The sequence below is a fragment of the Thioclava sp. 'Guangxiensis' genome, from assembly GCF_045348365.1.
Lineage (GTDB): Bacteria > Pseudomonadota > Alphaproteobacteria > Rhodobacterales > Rhodobacteraceae > Thioclava > Thioclava kandeliae.
On sequence record NZ_CP155822.1, the window covers coordinates 392,044 to 407,912 of the forward strand.

General features: G+C 62.4%; 15 protein-coding genes and 1 tRNA gene. 6 read left to right on the top strand and 10 right to left on the bottom strand.

What is annotated here, in order from left to right:
• Positions 1 to 936 carry a glycine--tRNA ligase subunit alpha gene (locus ABEB22_RS01830; RefSeq protein ID WP_339112018.1) on the bottom strand — a complete coding sequence of 312 codons (936 nt, stop codon included), beginning with the start codon at positions 934 to 936 and terminating at the stop codon, positions 1 to 3.
• 193 nt (positions 937 to 1,129) lie between these two features.
• Between ABEB22_RS01830 and ABEB22_RS01835 the strand changes: the two genes are divergently transcribed.
• Positions 1,130 to 3,028 carry a trypsin-like peptidase domain-containing protein gene (locus ABEB22_RS01835; RefSeq protein ID WP_406870707.1) on the top strand — a complete coding sequence of 633 codons (1,899 nt, stop codon included), beginning with the start codon at positions 1,130 to 1,132 and terminating at the stop codon, positions 3,026 to 3,028.
• Positions 3,029 to 3,069: 41 nt separating this feature from the next.
• Here ABEB22_RS01835 and ABEB22_RS01840 read toward each other — a convergent pair whose 3' ends face one another.
• On the bottom strand, positions 3,070 to 3,903 hold the full coding sequence (locus tag ABEB22_RS01840) for an inositol monophosphatase family protein (protein WP_350937826.1): 834 nt from the start codon (positions 3,901 to 3,903) through the stop codon (positions 3,070 to 3,072).
• 110 nt (positions 3,904 to 4,013) lie between these two features.
• A complete protein-coding gene (locus ABEB22_RS01845; RefSeq protein ID WP_339112015.1) occupies positions 4,014 to 4,379 on the bottom strand; it encodes a helix-turn-helix transcriptional regulator in 366 nt (121 codons plus the stop codon).
• A gap of 331 nt (positions 4,380 to 4,710) precedes the next feature.
• On the opposite strand from ABEB22_RS01845, the gene ABEB22_RS01850 reads away from it, so the two are divergent.
• The 3 genes from ABEB22_RS01850 to ABEB22_RS01860 all read left to right on the top strand — a co-directional run bounded on the left by ABEB22_RS01850 (position 4,711) and on the right by ABEB22_RS01860 (position 9,229).
• Complete coding sequence (locus ABEB22_RS01850; RefSeq protein ID WP_406871164.1) at positions 4,711 to 5,694, top strand: NADPH:quinone oxidoreductase family protein; 984 nt, start codon at positions 4,711 to 4,713, stop codon at positions 5,692 to 5,694.
• Positions 5,695 to 5,838: 144 nt separating this feature from the next.
• A complete protein-coding gene (locus tag ABEB22_RS01855) occupies positions 5,839 to 6,612 on the top strand; it encodes a Bax inhibitor-1/YccA family protein (RefSeq protein WP_339112013.1) in 774 nt (257 codons plus the stop codon).
• Positions 6,613 to 6,709: 97 nt separating this feature from the next.
• Positions 6,710 to 9,229 carry a cation:proton antiporter gene (locus ABEB22_RS01860; protein ID WP_406870708.1) on the top strand — a complete coding sequence of 840 codons (2,520 nt, stop codon included), beginning with the start codon at positions 6,710 to 6,712 and terminating at the stop codon, positions 9,227 to 9,229.
• 6 nt (positions 9,230 to 9,235) lie between these two features.
• On the opposite strand, the gene ABEB22_RS01865 is transcribed toward ABEB22_RS01860, so the two are convergent.
• From ABEB22_RS01865 to ABEB22_RS01895, 7 genes are all read right to left on the bottom strand, one after another.
• Positions 9,236 to 9,312: transfer RNA gene (locus tag ABEB22_RS01865), tRNA-Arg, on the bottom strand.
• Positions 9,313 to 9,397: 85 nt separating this feature from the next.
• A complete protein-coding gene (locus ABEB22_RS01870; RefSeq protein ID WP_339112011.1) occupies positions 9,398 to 9,874 on the bottom strand; it encodes a GNAT family N-acetyltransferase in 477 nt (158 codons plus the stop codon).
• 95 nt (positions 9,875 to 9,969) lie between these two features.
• A complete protein-coding gene (locus tag ABEB22_RS01875; protein ID WP_339112010.1) occupies positions 9,970 to 10,149 on the bottom strand; it encodes a hypothetical protein in 180 nt (59 codons plus the stop codon).
• A gap of 154 nt (positions 10,150 to 10,303) precedes the next feature.
• Entirely contained in the window at positions 10,304 to 10,801 is a 498-nt protein-coding gene (gene nusB / locus ABEB22_RS01880; protein WP_339112009.1) for a transcription antitermination factor NusB, read from the bottom strand.
• A complete protein-coding gene (locus ABEB22_RS01885) occupies positions 10,798 to 11,349 on the bottom strand; it encodes a 6,7-dimethyl-8-ribityllumazine synthase (protein WP_339112008.1) in 552 nt (183 codons plus the stop codon). Before ABEB22_RS01885 ends, nusB begins: the two co-directional genes overlap by 4 nt.
• Positions 11,350 to 11,361: 12 nt before the next feature.
• Positions 11,362 to 12,501 carry a 3,4-dihydroxy-2-butanone-4-phosphate synthase gene (ribB, locus tag ABEB22_RS01890; RefSeq protein ID WP_406870709.1) on the bottom strand — a complete coding sequence of 380 codons (1,140 nt, stop codon included), beginning with the start codon at positions 12,499 to 12,501 and terminating at the stop codon, positions 11,362 to 11,364.
• The gene (locus ABEB22_RS01895; RefSeq protein ID WP_350937818.1) at positions 12,498 to 13,103 is read right to left on the bottom strand and encodes a riboflavin synthase; all 606 of its coding nucleotides are present in this window, start codon (positions 13,101 to 13,103) and stop codon (positions 12,498 to 12,500) included. The genes ribB and ABEB22_RS01895 overlap by 4 nt, the downstream gene beginning before the upstream one ends.
• A 229-nt stretch (positions 13,104 to 13,332) precedes the next feature.
• Here ABEB22_RS01895 and ABEB22_RS01900 point away from each other — a divergent pair, with 229 nt between their 5' ends.
• Positions 13,333 to 14,619 carry a capsule biosynthesis protein gene (locus ABEB22_RS01900; RefSeq protein WP_406870710.1) on the top strand — a complete coding sequence of 429 codons (1,287 nt, stop codon included), beginning with the start codon at positions 13,333 to 13,335 and terminating at the stop codon, positions 14,617 to 14,619.
• Between the two features lie 107 nt (positions 14,620 to 14,726).
• Complete coding sequence (locus ABEB22_RS01905; protein ID WP_406871165.1) at positions 14,727 to 15,848, top strand: polysaccharide biosynthesis/export family protein; 1,122 nt, start codon at positions 14,727 to 14,729, stop codon at positions 15,846 to 15,848.
• Positions 15,849 to 15,869: the final 21 nt, after the last annotated feature.

Genomic DNA, 15,869 nt, shown 5'->3' on the forward strand with positions numbered 1-15,869 from the left:
TCAGACGGCGCCGCCTGCAGGCGTGCGCACGAAGGCATCGGCGCATTTCTTGGCCAGCGCCCGCACCCGCCCGATATAGGCCTGACGTTCGGTGACCGAGATCACGCCGCGCGCATCCAGCAGGTTGAAGAGATGGCTGGCCTTGATACACTGGTCATAGGCCGGATGGGCCATAATGATCCGGCGCTCGGCCCCATCCTCATCGGCCTGGGCCAGAATACGCTCGCATTCCGCCTCGGCATCCTTGAAATGCTGCAAGAGCATATCGGTGTCGGCCACATCGAAGTTCCAGCGGGAATATTCCTGCTCGGTCTGCTTGAAGACATCGCCATATTTCAGCGCGATCGGCGCGTCGGGGTCGTTATAGGGCATGTCCATCACATGATCGATGCCCAGCACATACATCGCCAGACGCTCCAGACCATAGGTCAGCTCTCCCGAAACGGGGTGGCAATCATGGCCGCCGACCTGCTGGAAATAGGTGAACTGCGACACTTCCATACCGTCGCACCAGACTTCCCAGCCAAGGCCCCAGGCGCCCAGCGTCGGGCTTTCCCAGTCGTCTTCCACAAAACGGATGTCATGCAGGTCGATATCGATCCCGATCGCGCGCAGCGAGCCCAGATAGAGCTCCTGCAGATCCGGCGGGCTCGGTTTGATCAGCACCTGATACTGGTAGTAATGCTGCAGGCGGTTGGGGTTCTCGCCATAGCGGCCATCGGTCGGACGGCGCGAGGGCTGCACATAGGCGGCGGCCCAAGGTTTGGACCCCAGCGAGCGCAGCGTGGTCGCGGGGTGGAAGGTGCCCGCCCCTACTTCCATGTCATAGGGCTGCATGATCGCGCAGCCCTTACCCGCCCAATAGGCTTGCAGTCGCAGGATAATCTCCTGGAACGACCGCGGCGCGGCGGGTTTGGTGGCGGTGGCATCTGACATGCGAACTCTCCCAGACGGATCTGTCATCGAAACTTGCCTATGCCTGATAGGCAAGGCCGCAAGCGGGGTCAACGTGCAACAACGTCACGACGTCATACTGTGACATGGGCTTTGGGGGATGACGCGGGACAAAAGCCTGCTAATTTGCGACAACTTTGCAATTTTGAACAGGGCAGGTTTTATAATGAGGGTTATGCGCAAAGCTGTGTCAGCGCTGGTGGGCGCGGGTCTCACGGGCATGGTCTGGGCCGGTGCCGGATGGGCCGCTCCCGTCTGGCTGCAGATCGAAGCGCAACCCTCTCTGGCACAGGCCGAACAATCGGCGCGCGGCTGGTCCAGCCTACCCGATCTGTCCGGTTTCTCGATGTCGACCGGCTGGTATGCGATCTCGATCGGCCCGTTCGAAACCCGTGACGCGGCCAATGACCGCCGCCGCGCGCTCCAGCGCGAGGGGCTGATCCCTTCGGATGCTTATGTGACGGAAGGCACGAATTATGGCGCGCAGTTCTGGCCCGTGGGCGCACGTTTCCTGCAGGCCCCCGCGGCCCAGCCGTCTCCCGCCCAGCCTTCTGCCGGCGAACCCTCTCCGGATGCGCCCATCACCTCCGGCGTGACCACTGGCACCGTCGACACGACCGCCCTGCCCGATGACACCGTGCCGGAGACCGGAATCGATACCGTCACCGGCCCGAGCGAAGCTGCAGCCGCACCAGCGCCCACGCCCGAACAAGCCCTCGAAACGGCGGCACCTCCCGCGCCGCAAGGGGAAACACTGGCCGAATCGCGGCGCCTCGAACAGCTCCTGTCGCGCGCGGATAAGATGGCCATTCAGGATGCGCTGACATGGCAGGGCTATTACAAGGGCGCGCTCGATGCCTCGTTCGGGCCGGGCACGCGGAGCTCCATCGCCGAATGGCAGCGCGCGCAGGGCGATGAACCAACGGGGGTACTATCCTCGACCCAGCAGGCCGCCCTTCTGGACGAGGTCGAGACCGAACGTGCGGCCCTCGGGCTGGCGGTAGTGGAAAACAGCGATGCCGGCATCCGTATCGCCCTGCCCGAGGCGCTTGTCGCGTTCAAAGGATATGACGCGCCCTTCGTGCAATATGGTCCGAAAGACGGCTCCGGTGTCACGGCGCTGCTGATCTCGCGCAAGGGCGATGCCGATGCGCTGGCCGCCCTTTACAAGGTGATGCAGACGCTCGATGCCGTGCCCGCCGATGGGCCTCGCGCCCTCGAAGCCACGGGATTCCATATCGAGGGACGCAACGACAAAGTCATCTCCTACACGCAAGCCACGCTTTCGGACGGCCTGATCAAGGGCTTCACCCTGATCTGGCCAGCGGATGGCGATATGGCACAGCGCAGGCGCGTTCTGGCCGCAATGGAACAGAATTTTGCTCCCATCGGCAATCAGGCACTGGACCCGACCTTGGGCAAACCGATGACCGTCAGCCATGAAGACCTGACACGCGGGACCGACATCCGCAAACCCGTCTTCTCACGTTCGGGCTTCTATGTGGATGATCGCGGCACCGTGGCCACCGCTGCTGCCGGTATCGACAGCTGCAAGAGGATCACCATCCAGGATGGCACGGCCACGCTGAAGGCGCAGGACAAGGCGCTGGGGCTGGCGCTGCTGAGCCCCGACAAGCCACTCGCGCCGAAAACGGTCGCGCGCTTCCAGACGGGGGGCGCGGCTGTGGGCTCCGATATCGCGGCGGCGGGCTTCTCCTATCCGGAGGCGATGTCAGCGCCGGTGCTGAGCTTCGGCACGCTGGCGGCCCTCAAGGGGCTGGAAAATACCAATCCGTCGCTCGCCCGCCTGACCCTGCGCACCTTGCCCGGCGATGTGGGCGGACCTGTGCTGGACAGTTCCGGCGCGGTGATCGGGATAGTGCTGCCCAAAGCTACAGGCGACAAGGTGCTGCCCAAGGATCTCTCGCTGGCCCTACAGGCGCAACCGATGGCCGATGCGATGGCAAGCATGGGCACCCCGCCCGAAGCCGCGGAGCCCCATGGCGCGCTTGCCACCGAAGACCTGACACGCGAGGTGCAGGGCATGGTGGTGCATGTAAGCTGCTGGAAATAAAGATATCCCCCCTGCATGTCGGACATGCAGGGGGGATTGGCTCAGCCGTTCAGCACAGCCAGAGCTGCGGCATGGATCTCGGGATTGGCGGCGGCAATCACCTGCCCCCCCAGATGCGCCGCCCCCCCCTGCCAGTTGGTGACGATCCCGCCTGCGGCCTCGACCACAGCCATCGGGCCTTGGATGTCATAAGGGTGCAGCTGTGCCTCGACCACCAGATCGATCTGCCCCGCCGCAAGAAGCGCATAGGCATAGCAATCCATTCCATAACGCGTCAGCTTGGCCTGCGCGGACAGGCGCTTGAAGGCCGCGCCCTCCTCGGGGGTGCCGACCTCTGGGAATGTCGTAAAGAGCACGGCGTCGGCGAGCGCATCGGTGGCCGCGCTACGCGTTTTGAGATCCTGTTCGCCATGCGGTCCGATCAGCCTGGCGATCCCCGGACCGCCGATGAACCGCTCGCCGATATAGGGCTGGTCCACGATCCCGAGAAACGGCGCGCCGAGCGCGCCATCAACCACCCGCGCGAGCCCGATCAGCACTCCCCAGGTGGGCGTGCCGGACATGAAGCCCCGTGTGCCGTCGATCGGATCGAGTACCCAGACATAGCCGCTCGTGCCTAGCGACTGCCCCTGTTCCTCGCCATAGATCCCGTCTTCGGGACGTTCACGGCCAAGGATCTCGCGCATCGCCGCTTCGGCTGCGCGATCGGCCTCGGTCACCGGATCGAAGCCCGCAGCCTCTTTGTTGGCGGCGGCTATACCGCCTGCGGGCCGGAAACGGGCCAGCGTCTCGCGTCGGGCCGCATCTGCCAACCGCCCTGCGAGCTCCGTCAGCGCGGTGATGTCATTGGAGGAAAGATCGTGTGACGCGCTCATGCTATTCTCCCGCTGTTTTGCAAGCGGTAGCCAGCACGTTTCACAAGGTCAAGGCAGGAGCCGCGAATTGCCGTCCGGCCGTGGAAGGCCGGACAGCCGATATGGGTGAATCAGGCTGCAGAAGAAGCCGAGAGCACTTTTGCCAGATCGAAAAGGCGACGGCGCTGTTCTTCGGGAATTGCGTAGTAGGAGCGGACGAGCGCCAGAGCTTCCTTGTCGGCAAGGATGTCGCCTTCCACTTCCTTCTTGTCGACCTGACCGTCCAGACCTTCGAAGAAAAAGGAGATCGGAACATCGAGAGCTTCGGAGATGTCCCAAAGACGCGATGCCGAAACGCGGTTCATGCCGGTTTCGTATTTCTGAATCTGTTGAAACTTGATTCCAACCTTGTCCGCGAGCTGCTGCTGCGTGACGCCGATCATCCAGCGACGATGGCGAATACGTTTACCTACATGGGCATCAACTGGGTGTTTCATTCAATCGTCCTTACAACACTACAAATAGGAACCTATCACGTCGACACACGCATAGGGCGGCATTTCCTCACAAAAGGTCGTCAAAATTAGTATAAAAAGACTAAACGAAGTTAATCTTCAGGCCAATTTCTTAAAATTTTTTGTTCCAATGCTTAAAGCGAGCCTTGCGAAACTGTATCATCCTCAGGATGTTTCGCAATTTGCATCGCAAAATGCGAAATTGAAAAGGTTCTTGTTATGGAAATATTCTTTCGCGAATCACCTGACGACTTGTCGTAACGCGCGGAGCCGCTAGTCTGGCCCCCGTTACAGGAGAGATCCGATGCCCCAGATGACCGCCTTCCAAGTCGTCGATTTCGCGCGCCCGCCCGAGCACCGCCCCTGCGCAAGGCCCGAGCCCGAAGCGGGAGAGCTGCTGATCCGTATCCATGCCTGCGGGCTGAATTTCGCCGATCTGCTGATGATGCAGGGCCGGTATCAGGACACCCCTGCCCCGCCCTTCACCTTGGGGCTGGAATGTGCGGGCGAGGTCGTGGGGCGCGGGGTCGGCTGCACCATTCCGCTCGGCACAAGGGTCGCCGTCTATGCAGGACAGGGCGGGCTGGCCGAATATGGCAGCTTTCCGGAAGCCGCCTGCATCCCGCTCCCGCCAGACACCCCCTATGACGAGGCTGCCGGGCTCCTCATCACCTACGGCACATCCCATCTCGCACTGACCCACACGGCGGGCCTGCGCGCCGGAGAAACGCTTGCGGTAATCGGTGCGGCAGGTGGCGTCGGGCTGACCGCCGTGGAGATCGGGGCGCAACTGGGGGCACGGGTGATCGCCGTGGCGCGCGGTGCGGAGAAATGCGCCATCGCCCGAACGGCAGGTGCGGCCGAGACCATCGACAGCGATACGGCCGGAGAACAAGGCGGGCTCAAGGCAGGGTTGAAGGCTCTGGGCGGGGTTGATGTGGTTTATGATGCCGTGGGCGGCACACTTGGCGAGGCGGCCTTCCGCGCGCTGAACCGTGGCGGCCGCTTTCTGCTGATCGGCTTTGCGGGGGGCACCCCACCGGCGCTCCCGCTCAATCACGCGCTAGTCAAGAATATCTCGATCCACGGGCTGTATTGGGGCGGATACCGCGAAATCGCCCCCCAAGCCTTCCGTCGCTCGCTCGATGAGGTGCTGCGCGATCACGCGGCGGGCCGTCTGCGCCCGCATGTCTCCCACCGGCTCCCCTTCACCCGTTTGGGCGAGGCGCTGGAGCTGCTACGCAACCGACAGTCGACCGGCAAGATCGTGATCGCCATCGATGGCAGCAGTTTTTAAACCGTCATCAAAAATTACCACGTTTATTTGGTCGTTTTCCGCATAAAGCCGCCAAGCGCTATCTTGAAATGGAAGCATGGTCTGCCAATATCGGCAGGGATAAGAGCGCCATTGAGGGCGCATGCCACTTCATGGAGGGATTTGATGGCTGGTTTTAACACGATGCGCACCGCGACCGGCGCGCGTCAGGCGCAGATTGACGCAGGTCTGCGCGCACACATGAACAAGGTCTACGGGCTGATGTCGGCAGCGATGCTCATCACCGGGGCAGTGGCATGGGCGCTTGCCGGCCTTGCAATGACCAATGATCCGGCCGCCGCGGTCGGCACCATGCGCAATGGCACCATGCTGACGCAGTTCGGCGCATTGCTCTATACCTCGCCGCTGAAATGGGTGGTGATGCTGGCGCCTCTGGCCGTCGTTTTCCTGTTCTCGGCCACGATCAACCGCATGTCGGTCGGTGCGGCACAGCTGGTCTTCTGGGTCTATGCGGCGCTTGTGGGCGCATCGATCTCCTCGATCTTCCTCGTCTTCACCGGCGTATCGATTGCCCAGACCTTCCTCGTGACCGCGATCGCCTTCGCTTCGCTCTCGCTTTATGGCTACACCACCAAACGCGACCTGTCGCCGATGGGCTCGTTCCTGATGATGGGTCTGATCGGCCTGATCGTGGCGTCGATCGTCAATATCTTCATCGCGAGCTCGGCTCTGGCCTTCGCCGTGTCCGTTCTTGGTGTGCTGATCTTCGCGGGTCTGACCGCCTATGACACGCAGAAGATCAAGACTACCTATCTCGAGATGGCACATTCGGGCGAGGACTTCCTTGGCAAGGCTGCCATCATGGGCGCGCTGAGCCTCTATCTGGACTTCCTCAACCTGTTCATGCTGCTCCTGAACTTTATGGGGAACCGCGAGTAATCGCCTCTCTCCGATACTACGCAAACAGCCGCCGGTTTCCGGCGGCTGTTTCATGTCAGCCCCTTCCCTTTCCTCTCCGAGCCGCTAGTTTCCGATCATGGATATCGTCATTATTGTCGCGATTATCGCGTCACTCTTTTTCGTGATCGGCGTGGCCGAGCCTCTCGCCGCCCGCCTGCGGCTACCCTATTCGGTGATCATCGCCGCGTTGGGCATGTTGATCGGCTCGGCGGCGATCTTCTTTTTACAGACCACGCTGACCGATGCGCTCAATCCCGTGGCCGAGGCGATCCTCGGCCTGCCGATCCGTGCCAATGTCTTCCTCTATATCTTCCTGCCACTCCTGCTGTTCCAGGTAACATTGGGCATGAACCTGCGCCGGATGATGGATGATTGGGTGCCGATCCTCGTGATGGCGGTTGTGGCCGTCGTGGTGGCCACTCTTTCGGTGGGATACGCGCTTTCCTATATCTCCTCGCTGCCGCTCGCTGCCTGTCTACTGGTCGGCGCGATTGTCTCCACGACCGATCCTTCGGCCGTGGTCAGCATCTTCCGCTCGCTCTCGGCCCCGCAGCGGCTGGCGCGGATCATCGAGGGCGAGAGCCTTCTGAACGACGCCGCCGCCATCGCGCTCTTCGGCCTCTTCATCGGTTATGTGATGCTGGGCGTGCCGGACCCCAAATTGGGCGAGGCCTTGGGCCGCTTCCCGATGCTGATCGCGGGCGGCGCCGCCACCGGCTGGGTGCTGTCGCAGATCGGCCTGCGCATCATGGGGCTCTTTCCCCGTTACGAGCTGGCGCAGATGTCGGTTTCGGTCGCCCTCCCCTATCTGTCCTATATTATCGCCGAACAGCTGATCGGGGCCTCCGGTGTGATCGCCGTGGTGGCCGCAGGTCTGACGCTCAACCTCGCGGGGCCCGGCCGGATCGAGCCGCAGACATGGACCAACATGCGCGAGACCTGGGATCTGGTGGCCCATTGGGCTGGCGCATTGATCTTTATTCTGGCCGCGCTCCTGATCCCGCGGCTTCTCGAAGGCACTACTGTCACCGACTTCCTGTTGATCGGTGTGGTCGTCATGGCGGCCATCGCCGCGCGCGCGGTGATCCTCTGGGGACTGCTGCCGGTGCTAACGCTTCTGCGCCTCTCGCCGCCGGTCGAGCGGCCCTATCGCGTGGCCATTCTCTGGGGCGGGTTGCGCGGCGCGGTAACGCTGGCGCTCGCACTGGCCGTGACCGAGAACGCTCTGGTGCCCGTCGAGATCAAGCGCGTTGTCGGCATCCTTGCCACGGGCTTCACCCTGTTCACCCTGATCGTCCAAGGGACGACCCTGCGCAGCGTGATCGGCAAGCTGGGGCTCGACAAGCTCTCGCCGCTCGATCAGGCGCTGGCCAATCAGGTCATCGCCGTCTCGCTACAGACCGTGCGCGAGGATGTCGCCAAATCCAGCGAGAACTACAACCTCAACCACGAGATCATCCGCGCCGAGGCGAAGCGCTTCGGCGAGAGGCTGGATTCTGTCGTGCGGGCCGCCGAAGCCGGTGCCAATATTCTGGATCGCGACCGGATCACATTGGGTCTGATCGCGCTGGCAGGGTTCGAGCGCGAACAGGTGCTAAGCCGCCTGCGCGACCGCTCGATCTCGTCGCGTATCGGCGAGGCCGCACTCAGCCAGACCGACCATCTGATCGAAGGCGCACGCGCTCAAGGCCGGACCGGTTACCAGCGCGCGGCCCGCAGCGCCATTGATTACGGGCGCGCCTTCCGGATCGCCAATTTCCTGCACAACCGCTTGCGCTTCTCGATGCCGCTTGCCCTGCTGACCGCCGACCGGTTCGAAAGGCTCCTGTCACAGCGCATGATCCTGCGCGATCTGGATGCGTTCATCGATGCCCGCATCCGCCGCATCCATGGCCGCCGCGTGGCCGACCTGCTCCACGAGCTGCTCGCGCGCCGTGTGGAGGCGCTGGAAACCGCGCTCTACGGTCTGCGCCTGCAATATCCGGGCTATGCCGAAGAGCTCGAGCGCCGCCTGATCCGCCGCACTGCCCTGCGGATGGAAGAGCGCGAATACAACACGATGCACGAGGACGGACTGATCTCCGAGGAGGTCTTCACCTCGCTCATGCAGGATATCTCTGCACGCCGCCTGAAGGCCGAGGAACGCCCGATGCTGGACCTGCAGGTGCAGCGGGCCGACATCCTGCGCCGGATGCGGCTGTTCGAAGATTTGGACGAACGTATCCGCAAACCTCTGGGCCGCAGCCTGCGCACGCGCTATTTCGATCCGGGTGACAAGATCATGCGCAAGGAAAGCCATGCCCGCTCGGTCTTTTTCATCGCCTCGGGAGCGGTCGAGCTGGAAACGGCGGGGCAGATCTCGCGCCTCGGACGGGGCGATATGTTCGGCGAACTGGCCTTGCTGACCGGCAAGCCGCGGCGCACCGATGTGCGTGCCATCGCGCCCTCGACGATTCTGGAGCTGGATGACAAACGGTTCCGCAAGCTCTTGCGCCGTAGCCCCGCCATCCGCGAGGCCGCCCGCGAGGCCGCCGAAAAGCGTGGTATCTCGATCGACGATCTGCTGGAGGAGACCGCGCCGGAGACTGCGAAATAATGGAAGTGGCGGCCCCTGAAGGATTCGAACCCTCGGCCGTCCGCTTAGAAGGCGGATGCTCTATCCAGCTGAGCTAAGGGGCCATTGACGCCTTGATAGCGTGACAATCGCGAAGCTGCAATCCGCTCCGTGCATCTTGCCCCGCCAATTTCGAGGTGCGGCAAGCGGTTAGGTTTTCACCGCGACCGGCAGGCTCAGCGCCATATAGACGCTCATCGGATCAAGGGTATAGTCGGCGAAAGGTGCACATCGCGTGAAGCCTTCCGTCTCGTAGAGGCTGCGCGCAACCTGGAAGCTGGCCTGCGCACCGGTTTCCAGCCGCACCTCGCGGATCCCTGCCTCCGCCACATCGGCCAGAAGGTGGCGCAGCATCATCCGCGCCAGCCCGCGGCCGCGCTCCTCATAAAGCACATGCATGGATTTCAGCTCGGCCAGATCGGGTCCATGGCGGTTCCACGCCCCCATGCCGATGGCACGGCCTTCCTCGCGCATCACGAAAAACCGGATCTGCGGCGCGGCCAGCGCATCGGGCGGCAGCATATGGATGGAGCCGGGCGGCGTGTCGGCATGCATCGCATCGAAATGGCGCTTGTGCAGAAGCGCCAGATTTTCCTGAACAGGATGTTCGCGCAGAATGGTAATCATGAAAGACCTCCCCTGATGCCGACAGCTTAGCCCAAAGCCCAAAACGCGAAAAGGCGCACCCTCGGGCACGCCTCTTGATTTGAAAACCGGTGAACTTAACGGCGCAGTTGGCGCTGGAGCTTCGTCGGTGCATCGGCACGGACGCGCACCGGTTGCAACTGCAGATCCTGCGCGCGCATCCCGTGACCGGACCGGCCATCATGCCGGAATAACCCAGTCAGGCCCGAAACGAGCTCTGTTGCAGAAGAAACGAGGGTGTTGAGCAGAACAAGCATGGGCGCGTCCTCTAGTTGTTACATTCAATGTAACGCATCGTTTCCAAAAACCAAGAGGCGATTCTCAAATTGCTTATTATTCGGACAACACTTCCCGCATGCAGGCATGAAAAAAGGGGCCGCAGCCCCTTCTTGCAGCCCGTCCTGCAACGGCTCAGGCCATATCGTCGCGCAGCTGGCGGGCCATATTGTCGATGACGGCATTCACGAATTTCGGTTCGCGGCCATCGGGGAAGAAGGCGCGAGCCACTTCCACGAATTCGTTGATCACTACTTTCGGCGGAGTCGCCGGATTGACCAGCTCGGCCCCTGCCGCACGGAAGAGCGCACGCAAAACCGAATCAATCCGGTTCAGCGGCCAGCTCTCCAGCAGCGCCTTATCGGTGGCCTTGTCGATCTTGCCCTGCCACATTACCGCGTCATCCAAGATCCGGCGGAACAGATCCACATTTCCTTCCGACATCTCGACATCGTCGATCACCGCCCCAAAGCGGAAATTCTCGAACTCTGCCCGCACCTTATCCGCAGACTGACCGCCTGCTTCCATCTGGAACAGGGCCTGCACGGCATAGAGCCGTGCTGCGGATTTCATCCGGCGCTTTTCCTCGAGCGAGGGTTTGCGCGGTTTTTCGGCGGGCATATCTTCGGTCATGCGGTCTTGGTTCCTTCGGCTTCACCGGCAATGCGGACCGACTCGCCCTGCGGGCGGAAGCCAATCCCTTTTGTCCGGTTCGCCCATTTGCGCGATAGAGCGAGCAAATGCAAGGCCGCAGCAGCAGCTCCGCCACCTTTGTTCGCCTTGGCGGTATTGGCGCGCACCTCGGCCTGATCGTAATTCTCGACCGTCAGGATGCCGTTGCCGATCAAGATACCCTCGAGCCCCATCAGCTGGATCGCGCGCGAGCTGTCATTGCAGACCGTGTCATAATGCGTGGTCTCGCCGCGGATCACGCAACCCAGAGCGGTGAAACAGTCGTAATCGGCCATACGCGCGGCCAGTTTGATCGCGGTCGGGATCTCCAGCGCACCGGGCACCTCGACGATATCGACCACCGCGCCACAGCTTTCCGCCATCTCGCGCGCACCCTTCACCATGTGATCCGCGATCTCCTTGTAATAGGGCGCCACCACGATCAGCATCCGCACGGGCTTGTCGAAGCTCGGCGCCGGAAGGGTGTAATGGGTCTCAGATTCGGCCATCGTCTTGTCCTATCAGTATTTACGCGTCGCGCAGATTTCGAGCCCGTAGCCATCGATCCCGACGACTTTGGGAAGGGGGGAATTGGTCAGCAGCTCGACCTTCGACAGGCCCAGTGCCGCGAGGATCTGCGCGCCCAGGCCGTATTGGCGCAGCGTGTTGGGGCTGCCCTCATCAACCAGCGGCAGCTTCATGCCCGGATCGCGCAGCGCCACGAACACGCCACGGCCCTCAGCGGCAATCGCATCGAGCGCACGCCCGATATCGCCCTCGCGGCCCGGAACGAGACCCAGCGCATCGCCCAGCGGATCGAGCGCATGCATACGCACGAGAACCGGCGCCTCACCCGTCAGATCGCCCTTCGACAGCACGATATGTTCGGCGCCTTCCAGATCGTCGGTGAAGACACGCATTGCCCAATCGCCGCCATGGACCGAGGTCACGGGCTTCTGGGCGGTTTCGGTCACGAGGTTGTCGTAGCGGCGGCGATAGGCGATCAGATCGGAGATCGTGCCGATCTTGATACCGTATTTCTGGCCGAAGGCGATAAGGTCGGGGAGACGCGCCATGGTGCCGTCTTCCTTCATGACCTCGCAGATCACACCGGCAGGGTTCATGCCCGCCAGACGCGAGACATCGACGACGGCTTCGGTATGGCCGGCCCGCACCAGCACACCGCCATCGCGGGCACGCAGCGGGAACACATGGCCCGGCGAGGCGAGATCCTCGCCCGTCTTCATCGGGTCGATGGCCACCGATACGGTGCGCGCGCGGTCATGTGCAGAGATACCGGTCGAAATCCCCTCACGGGCCTCGATCGAGACGGTAAACGCGGTTTCCTGACGCGAACTGTTGGAGGCCGCCATGGACGGCAGCCCCAGCGCATCCACGCGGTCCGAGGTCAGCGCAAGGCAGACAAGCCCGCGCCCATGGGTCGCCATGAAATTGATCGCATCGGGGGTCGCCATCTGGGCGGGGATACACAGATCGCCCTCGTTCTCGCGGTCCTCGTGGTCGACAAGGATATACATGCGCCCGTTACGGGCATCCTCGATGATCTCCTCGATGGAGGAGATCGCATCGCGATAGCTTTCCTCGACGGGGCCCGGAACATCATGGGTGCCGGATTTGTCCACGGGTTTGATCTCGCTCATGCGTTCCACTCCTGCAGGCGCGCGACGTAACGCGCCATCGTATCGATCTCAATATTGATCGGGTCGCCGGCTTTGGCCGTGCCCCATGTTGTCACTTCTTTGGTATGCGGAATGATATTCACACCGAATTCCGCCCCCGACACTTCGTTCACGGTAAGCGACGTGCCATTAAGCGTCACCGAGCCTTTGGGCGCGATGAACTTGGCCAGATCATCGGGTGCGCGGAAGGTGAAGCGCGAGCTGTCGCCCTCGTCACGGATCGACACGATCTCGGCCACGCCATCGACATGGCCCGCCACGATATGGCCGCCCAGCTCGTCGCCCACCTTGAGCGCGCGCTCGAGGTTCAGGCGGCGGCCCACATGCCATGAATTCCGTCCGATATTGGTCTTGGCGACGCTTTCCGCCGAGATCTGCACATCGAACCAGTCCTGCGGGTCCTTACCCTTGGAAATCACGGTCAGGCAGACCCCGTCGCAGGCGATGGAGGCCCCGATATCCACCGTATCCACATCGTAAGAGGTGCCGATCCGCGCCCAGAGGTCACCCTGCTGTTCCAGCGCAAGAACTTCGCCCATATCGGTAATGATCCCGGTGAACATCCGTCTCTCCTTTTCAGTCCCCCTTCCCCTAGCCCGAGGGGCAGAGCGGTGCAAGAACTGGGGTCGCTACATATACGCACATATTCTCAGCATCCCCGTGGCCCTATATGATTTGTCTAAATATTGATCTATTCTTGGCCAGAATTGTGACACAAATTCACCTTACCCAAGGGAATTCGTGCGATTCCTCGTCGCACCACTTCGTCATCAGTCCCGGATCACTCCGCCTATGCCCCTGTTCGACAATCGCCATTTCCTGCTGCTGCAAGGCCCTCATGGGCCCTTCTTCCGTCAGCTGGCCCAGATGCTGGGCCGTGCGGGGGCCAAGGTGTGGCGTGTGGGGTTCAATGGCGGGGATGCGGCCTTCTGGCATGACCCCGAGACCTTTATCCCATGGCAGGGCACTCCCGAGGCATGGCCCGAGGCCGTGACCGATCTCTTCCTCGAGAAACAGATCACCGATATCGTGCTCTATGGCGACACCCGCGCGATCCATGCACAAGCCATCATCGCCGCGCGGGCCGCAGGTATCCGCGTGCATGTCTTCGAGGAGGGCTATCTGCGCCCCTACTGGATCACCTATGAACGCGGCGGCTCCAACGGGCATTCGCGGCTGATGGAGATGAGCGTGGAGCAGATGCGCGCGGCGCTCGACCAATCCGATATCGACTTCCCCGATGCGCCGCCGCGCTGGGGCGATATGCGCCATCATGTCTTCTACGGCGCGCTCTACCATTTCCGCGTCATGCGCGGGGCCAGTCGCTGGCCCAATTTCCGCTCGCATCGCGGGGTCACGGTGATGGAGGAGTTCCGCTTCTATCTGCGCCGCATGCTACGGATGCCCCTGCATATGCTCCAACGCTGGCTCGCGACCTCGCGCGTGAAATATGGCGGTTTTCCCTATCATCTTGTGCTGATGCAGCTTGAACATGACAGTAGCTTCGTCATGCACTCCCCCTTTGCCAGCCAGACCGACTTCCTCGATCTGGTGATGAAGGGCTTTGCCGCAGGCGCGCCCAGCCATCACCATCTGGTGCTGAAAGCCCATCCGCTTGAAGATGGCCGTGCGCCCATTGAAGCGGCGATCCGCAACGGTGTGGCCCGCTACGGGCTCAAGGGGCGGGTCCATTTCGTGCGCGGCGGCAAACTGGCCGGTCTGCTGGCACAGGCCCGCTCCGCCGTTACGGTCAACTCCACCGCCGCCCAACAGGTGCTCTGGCGCGGGCTACCAATCAAGGCTTTCGGCGCGGCGGTCTATGACAAGCCCGAATTCGTCTCGCAGCAGTCGCTGCCCGATTTCTTCACTGCGCCTGCGCGCCCGGACACCCGCGCCTATCGCGATTACCGCCATTATCTGCTGGAAACCAGCCAAGTCCCTGGCGGTTTCTACTCGGCCAAGGGTCGGCGGACGCTTCTGCGGCAGGTCGTCGACATGATGCTCTCGACCGAAGATCCCTATGATGCGCTGACCTCCGGAACAGCGGCACCTCGGCAACAGTTGCGCGTAATAAAGTGACGTAACTGGATTTTACTTAGGCTTTCTGCGACGCTGCCCCACAAAATGCATATTGCATATCTATTGAGAAGCATCCCGAAAGAGGAGCTCGAGCAGTGAATACGACTATCTCCAGAGCCACGCGCGTGCTGGTCCTTTCGACGCTGGTCTTCAGCGTGGCCGCCTGCGCGCTCCCGCGCTCCGGCCCCAACAAGCGCGAGATCTTCGCAGGCTCCGTCATGCGTCAGGGCGATGCCTTTGTCGTCTCGGTCAATGACCATGTGGCCCGCGCCACCGCCGTGCAGCCCGCATTCGGCTTCTCGTCAAGCTTCCGCAATGCCGGAGTGCTCGGGTCCGATACCATCAATCCCGGCGATACGCTGGCGCTGACCGTGTGGGAAAACGTCGATGACGGTCTCCTCGTGCAGCAGGGTACCAGCGCGACCCAGCTCACCGATGTGCAGGTGGACGGACAGGGCTATATCTTCGTGCCCTATGCAGGCCGCATCAAGGCTGCGGGCAATACCCCCGAAGGGCTGCGCCGCCTGATCACCGACAAGCTCGACGCCCAGACGCCCGATCCGCAGGTCGCCGTCTCGCGCGTGGCGGGCGACGGCTCCACCGTCTCGCTGACCGGCACGATCGGCGGTCAGGGCGTCTACGCGATCGAACGTCCGACCCGCACCCTCTCGGCGATGATCGCCCGTGCAGGCGGCGTCTCCATCGATCCCGCGATTGCACGGGTCACGGTGACCCGCAAGACCGGCCAGACTGGCACCGTCTGGCTCTCGGATCTCTATTCCAATCCGCAGATGGATATCGCCCTGCGCAATGGCGACAAGATCCTGATCGAGAAAGATACCCGCGCCTTCACCGCCCTCGGCGCGACCGGCACGCAGGCGCGTGTGCCCTTCGAGACGAAGACCCTCTCGGCCCTCGAGGCCATCGCCACCGTGGGCGGCTTGCAGACCAGCACCGCCGATCCGACCGGCGTCTTCGTCTTCCGCAACGAGCCGCAGGAGATCGCCCGCGCCGTCCTTGGCCGCGACGATCTCGTGGGCGACCAGCGCATGGTCTATGTCCTCAACCTGACCGAGCCCAACGGGATGTTCATGGCCCGCGACTTCGCCATCCGCGATGGTGATACGGTTTATGTGACCGAAGCACCCTATGTCCAATGGTCGAAGACGCTCTCGGCGCTGACCGGCTCGCTGGGCACGGTCAATACGCTGAACAATCTGGCCAATTAATGCCTCTGGCCGAAGATGACG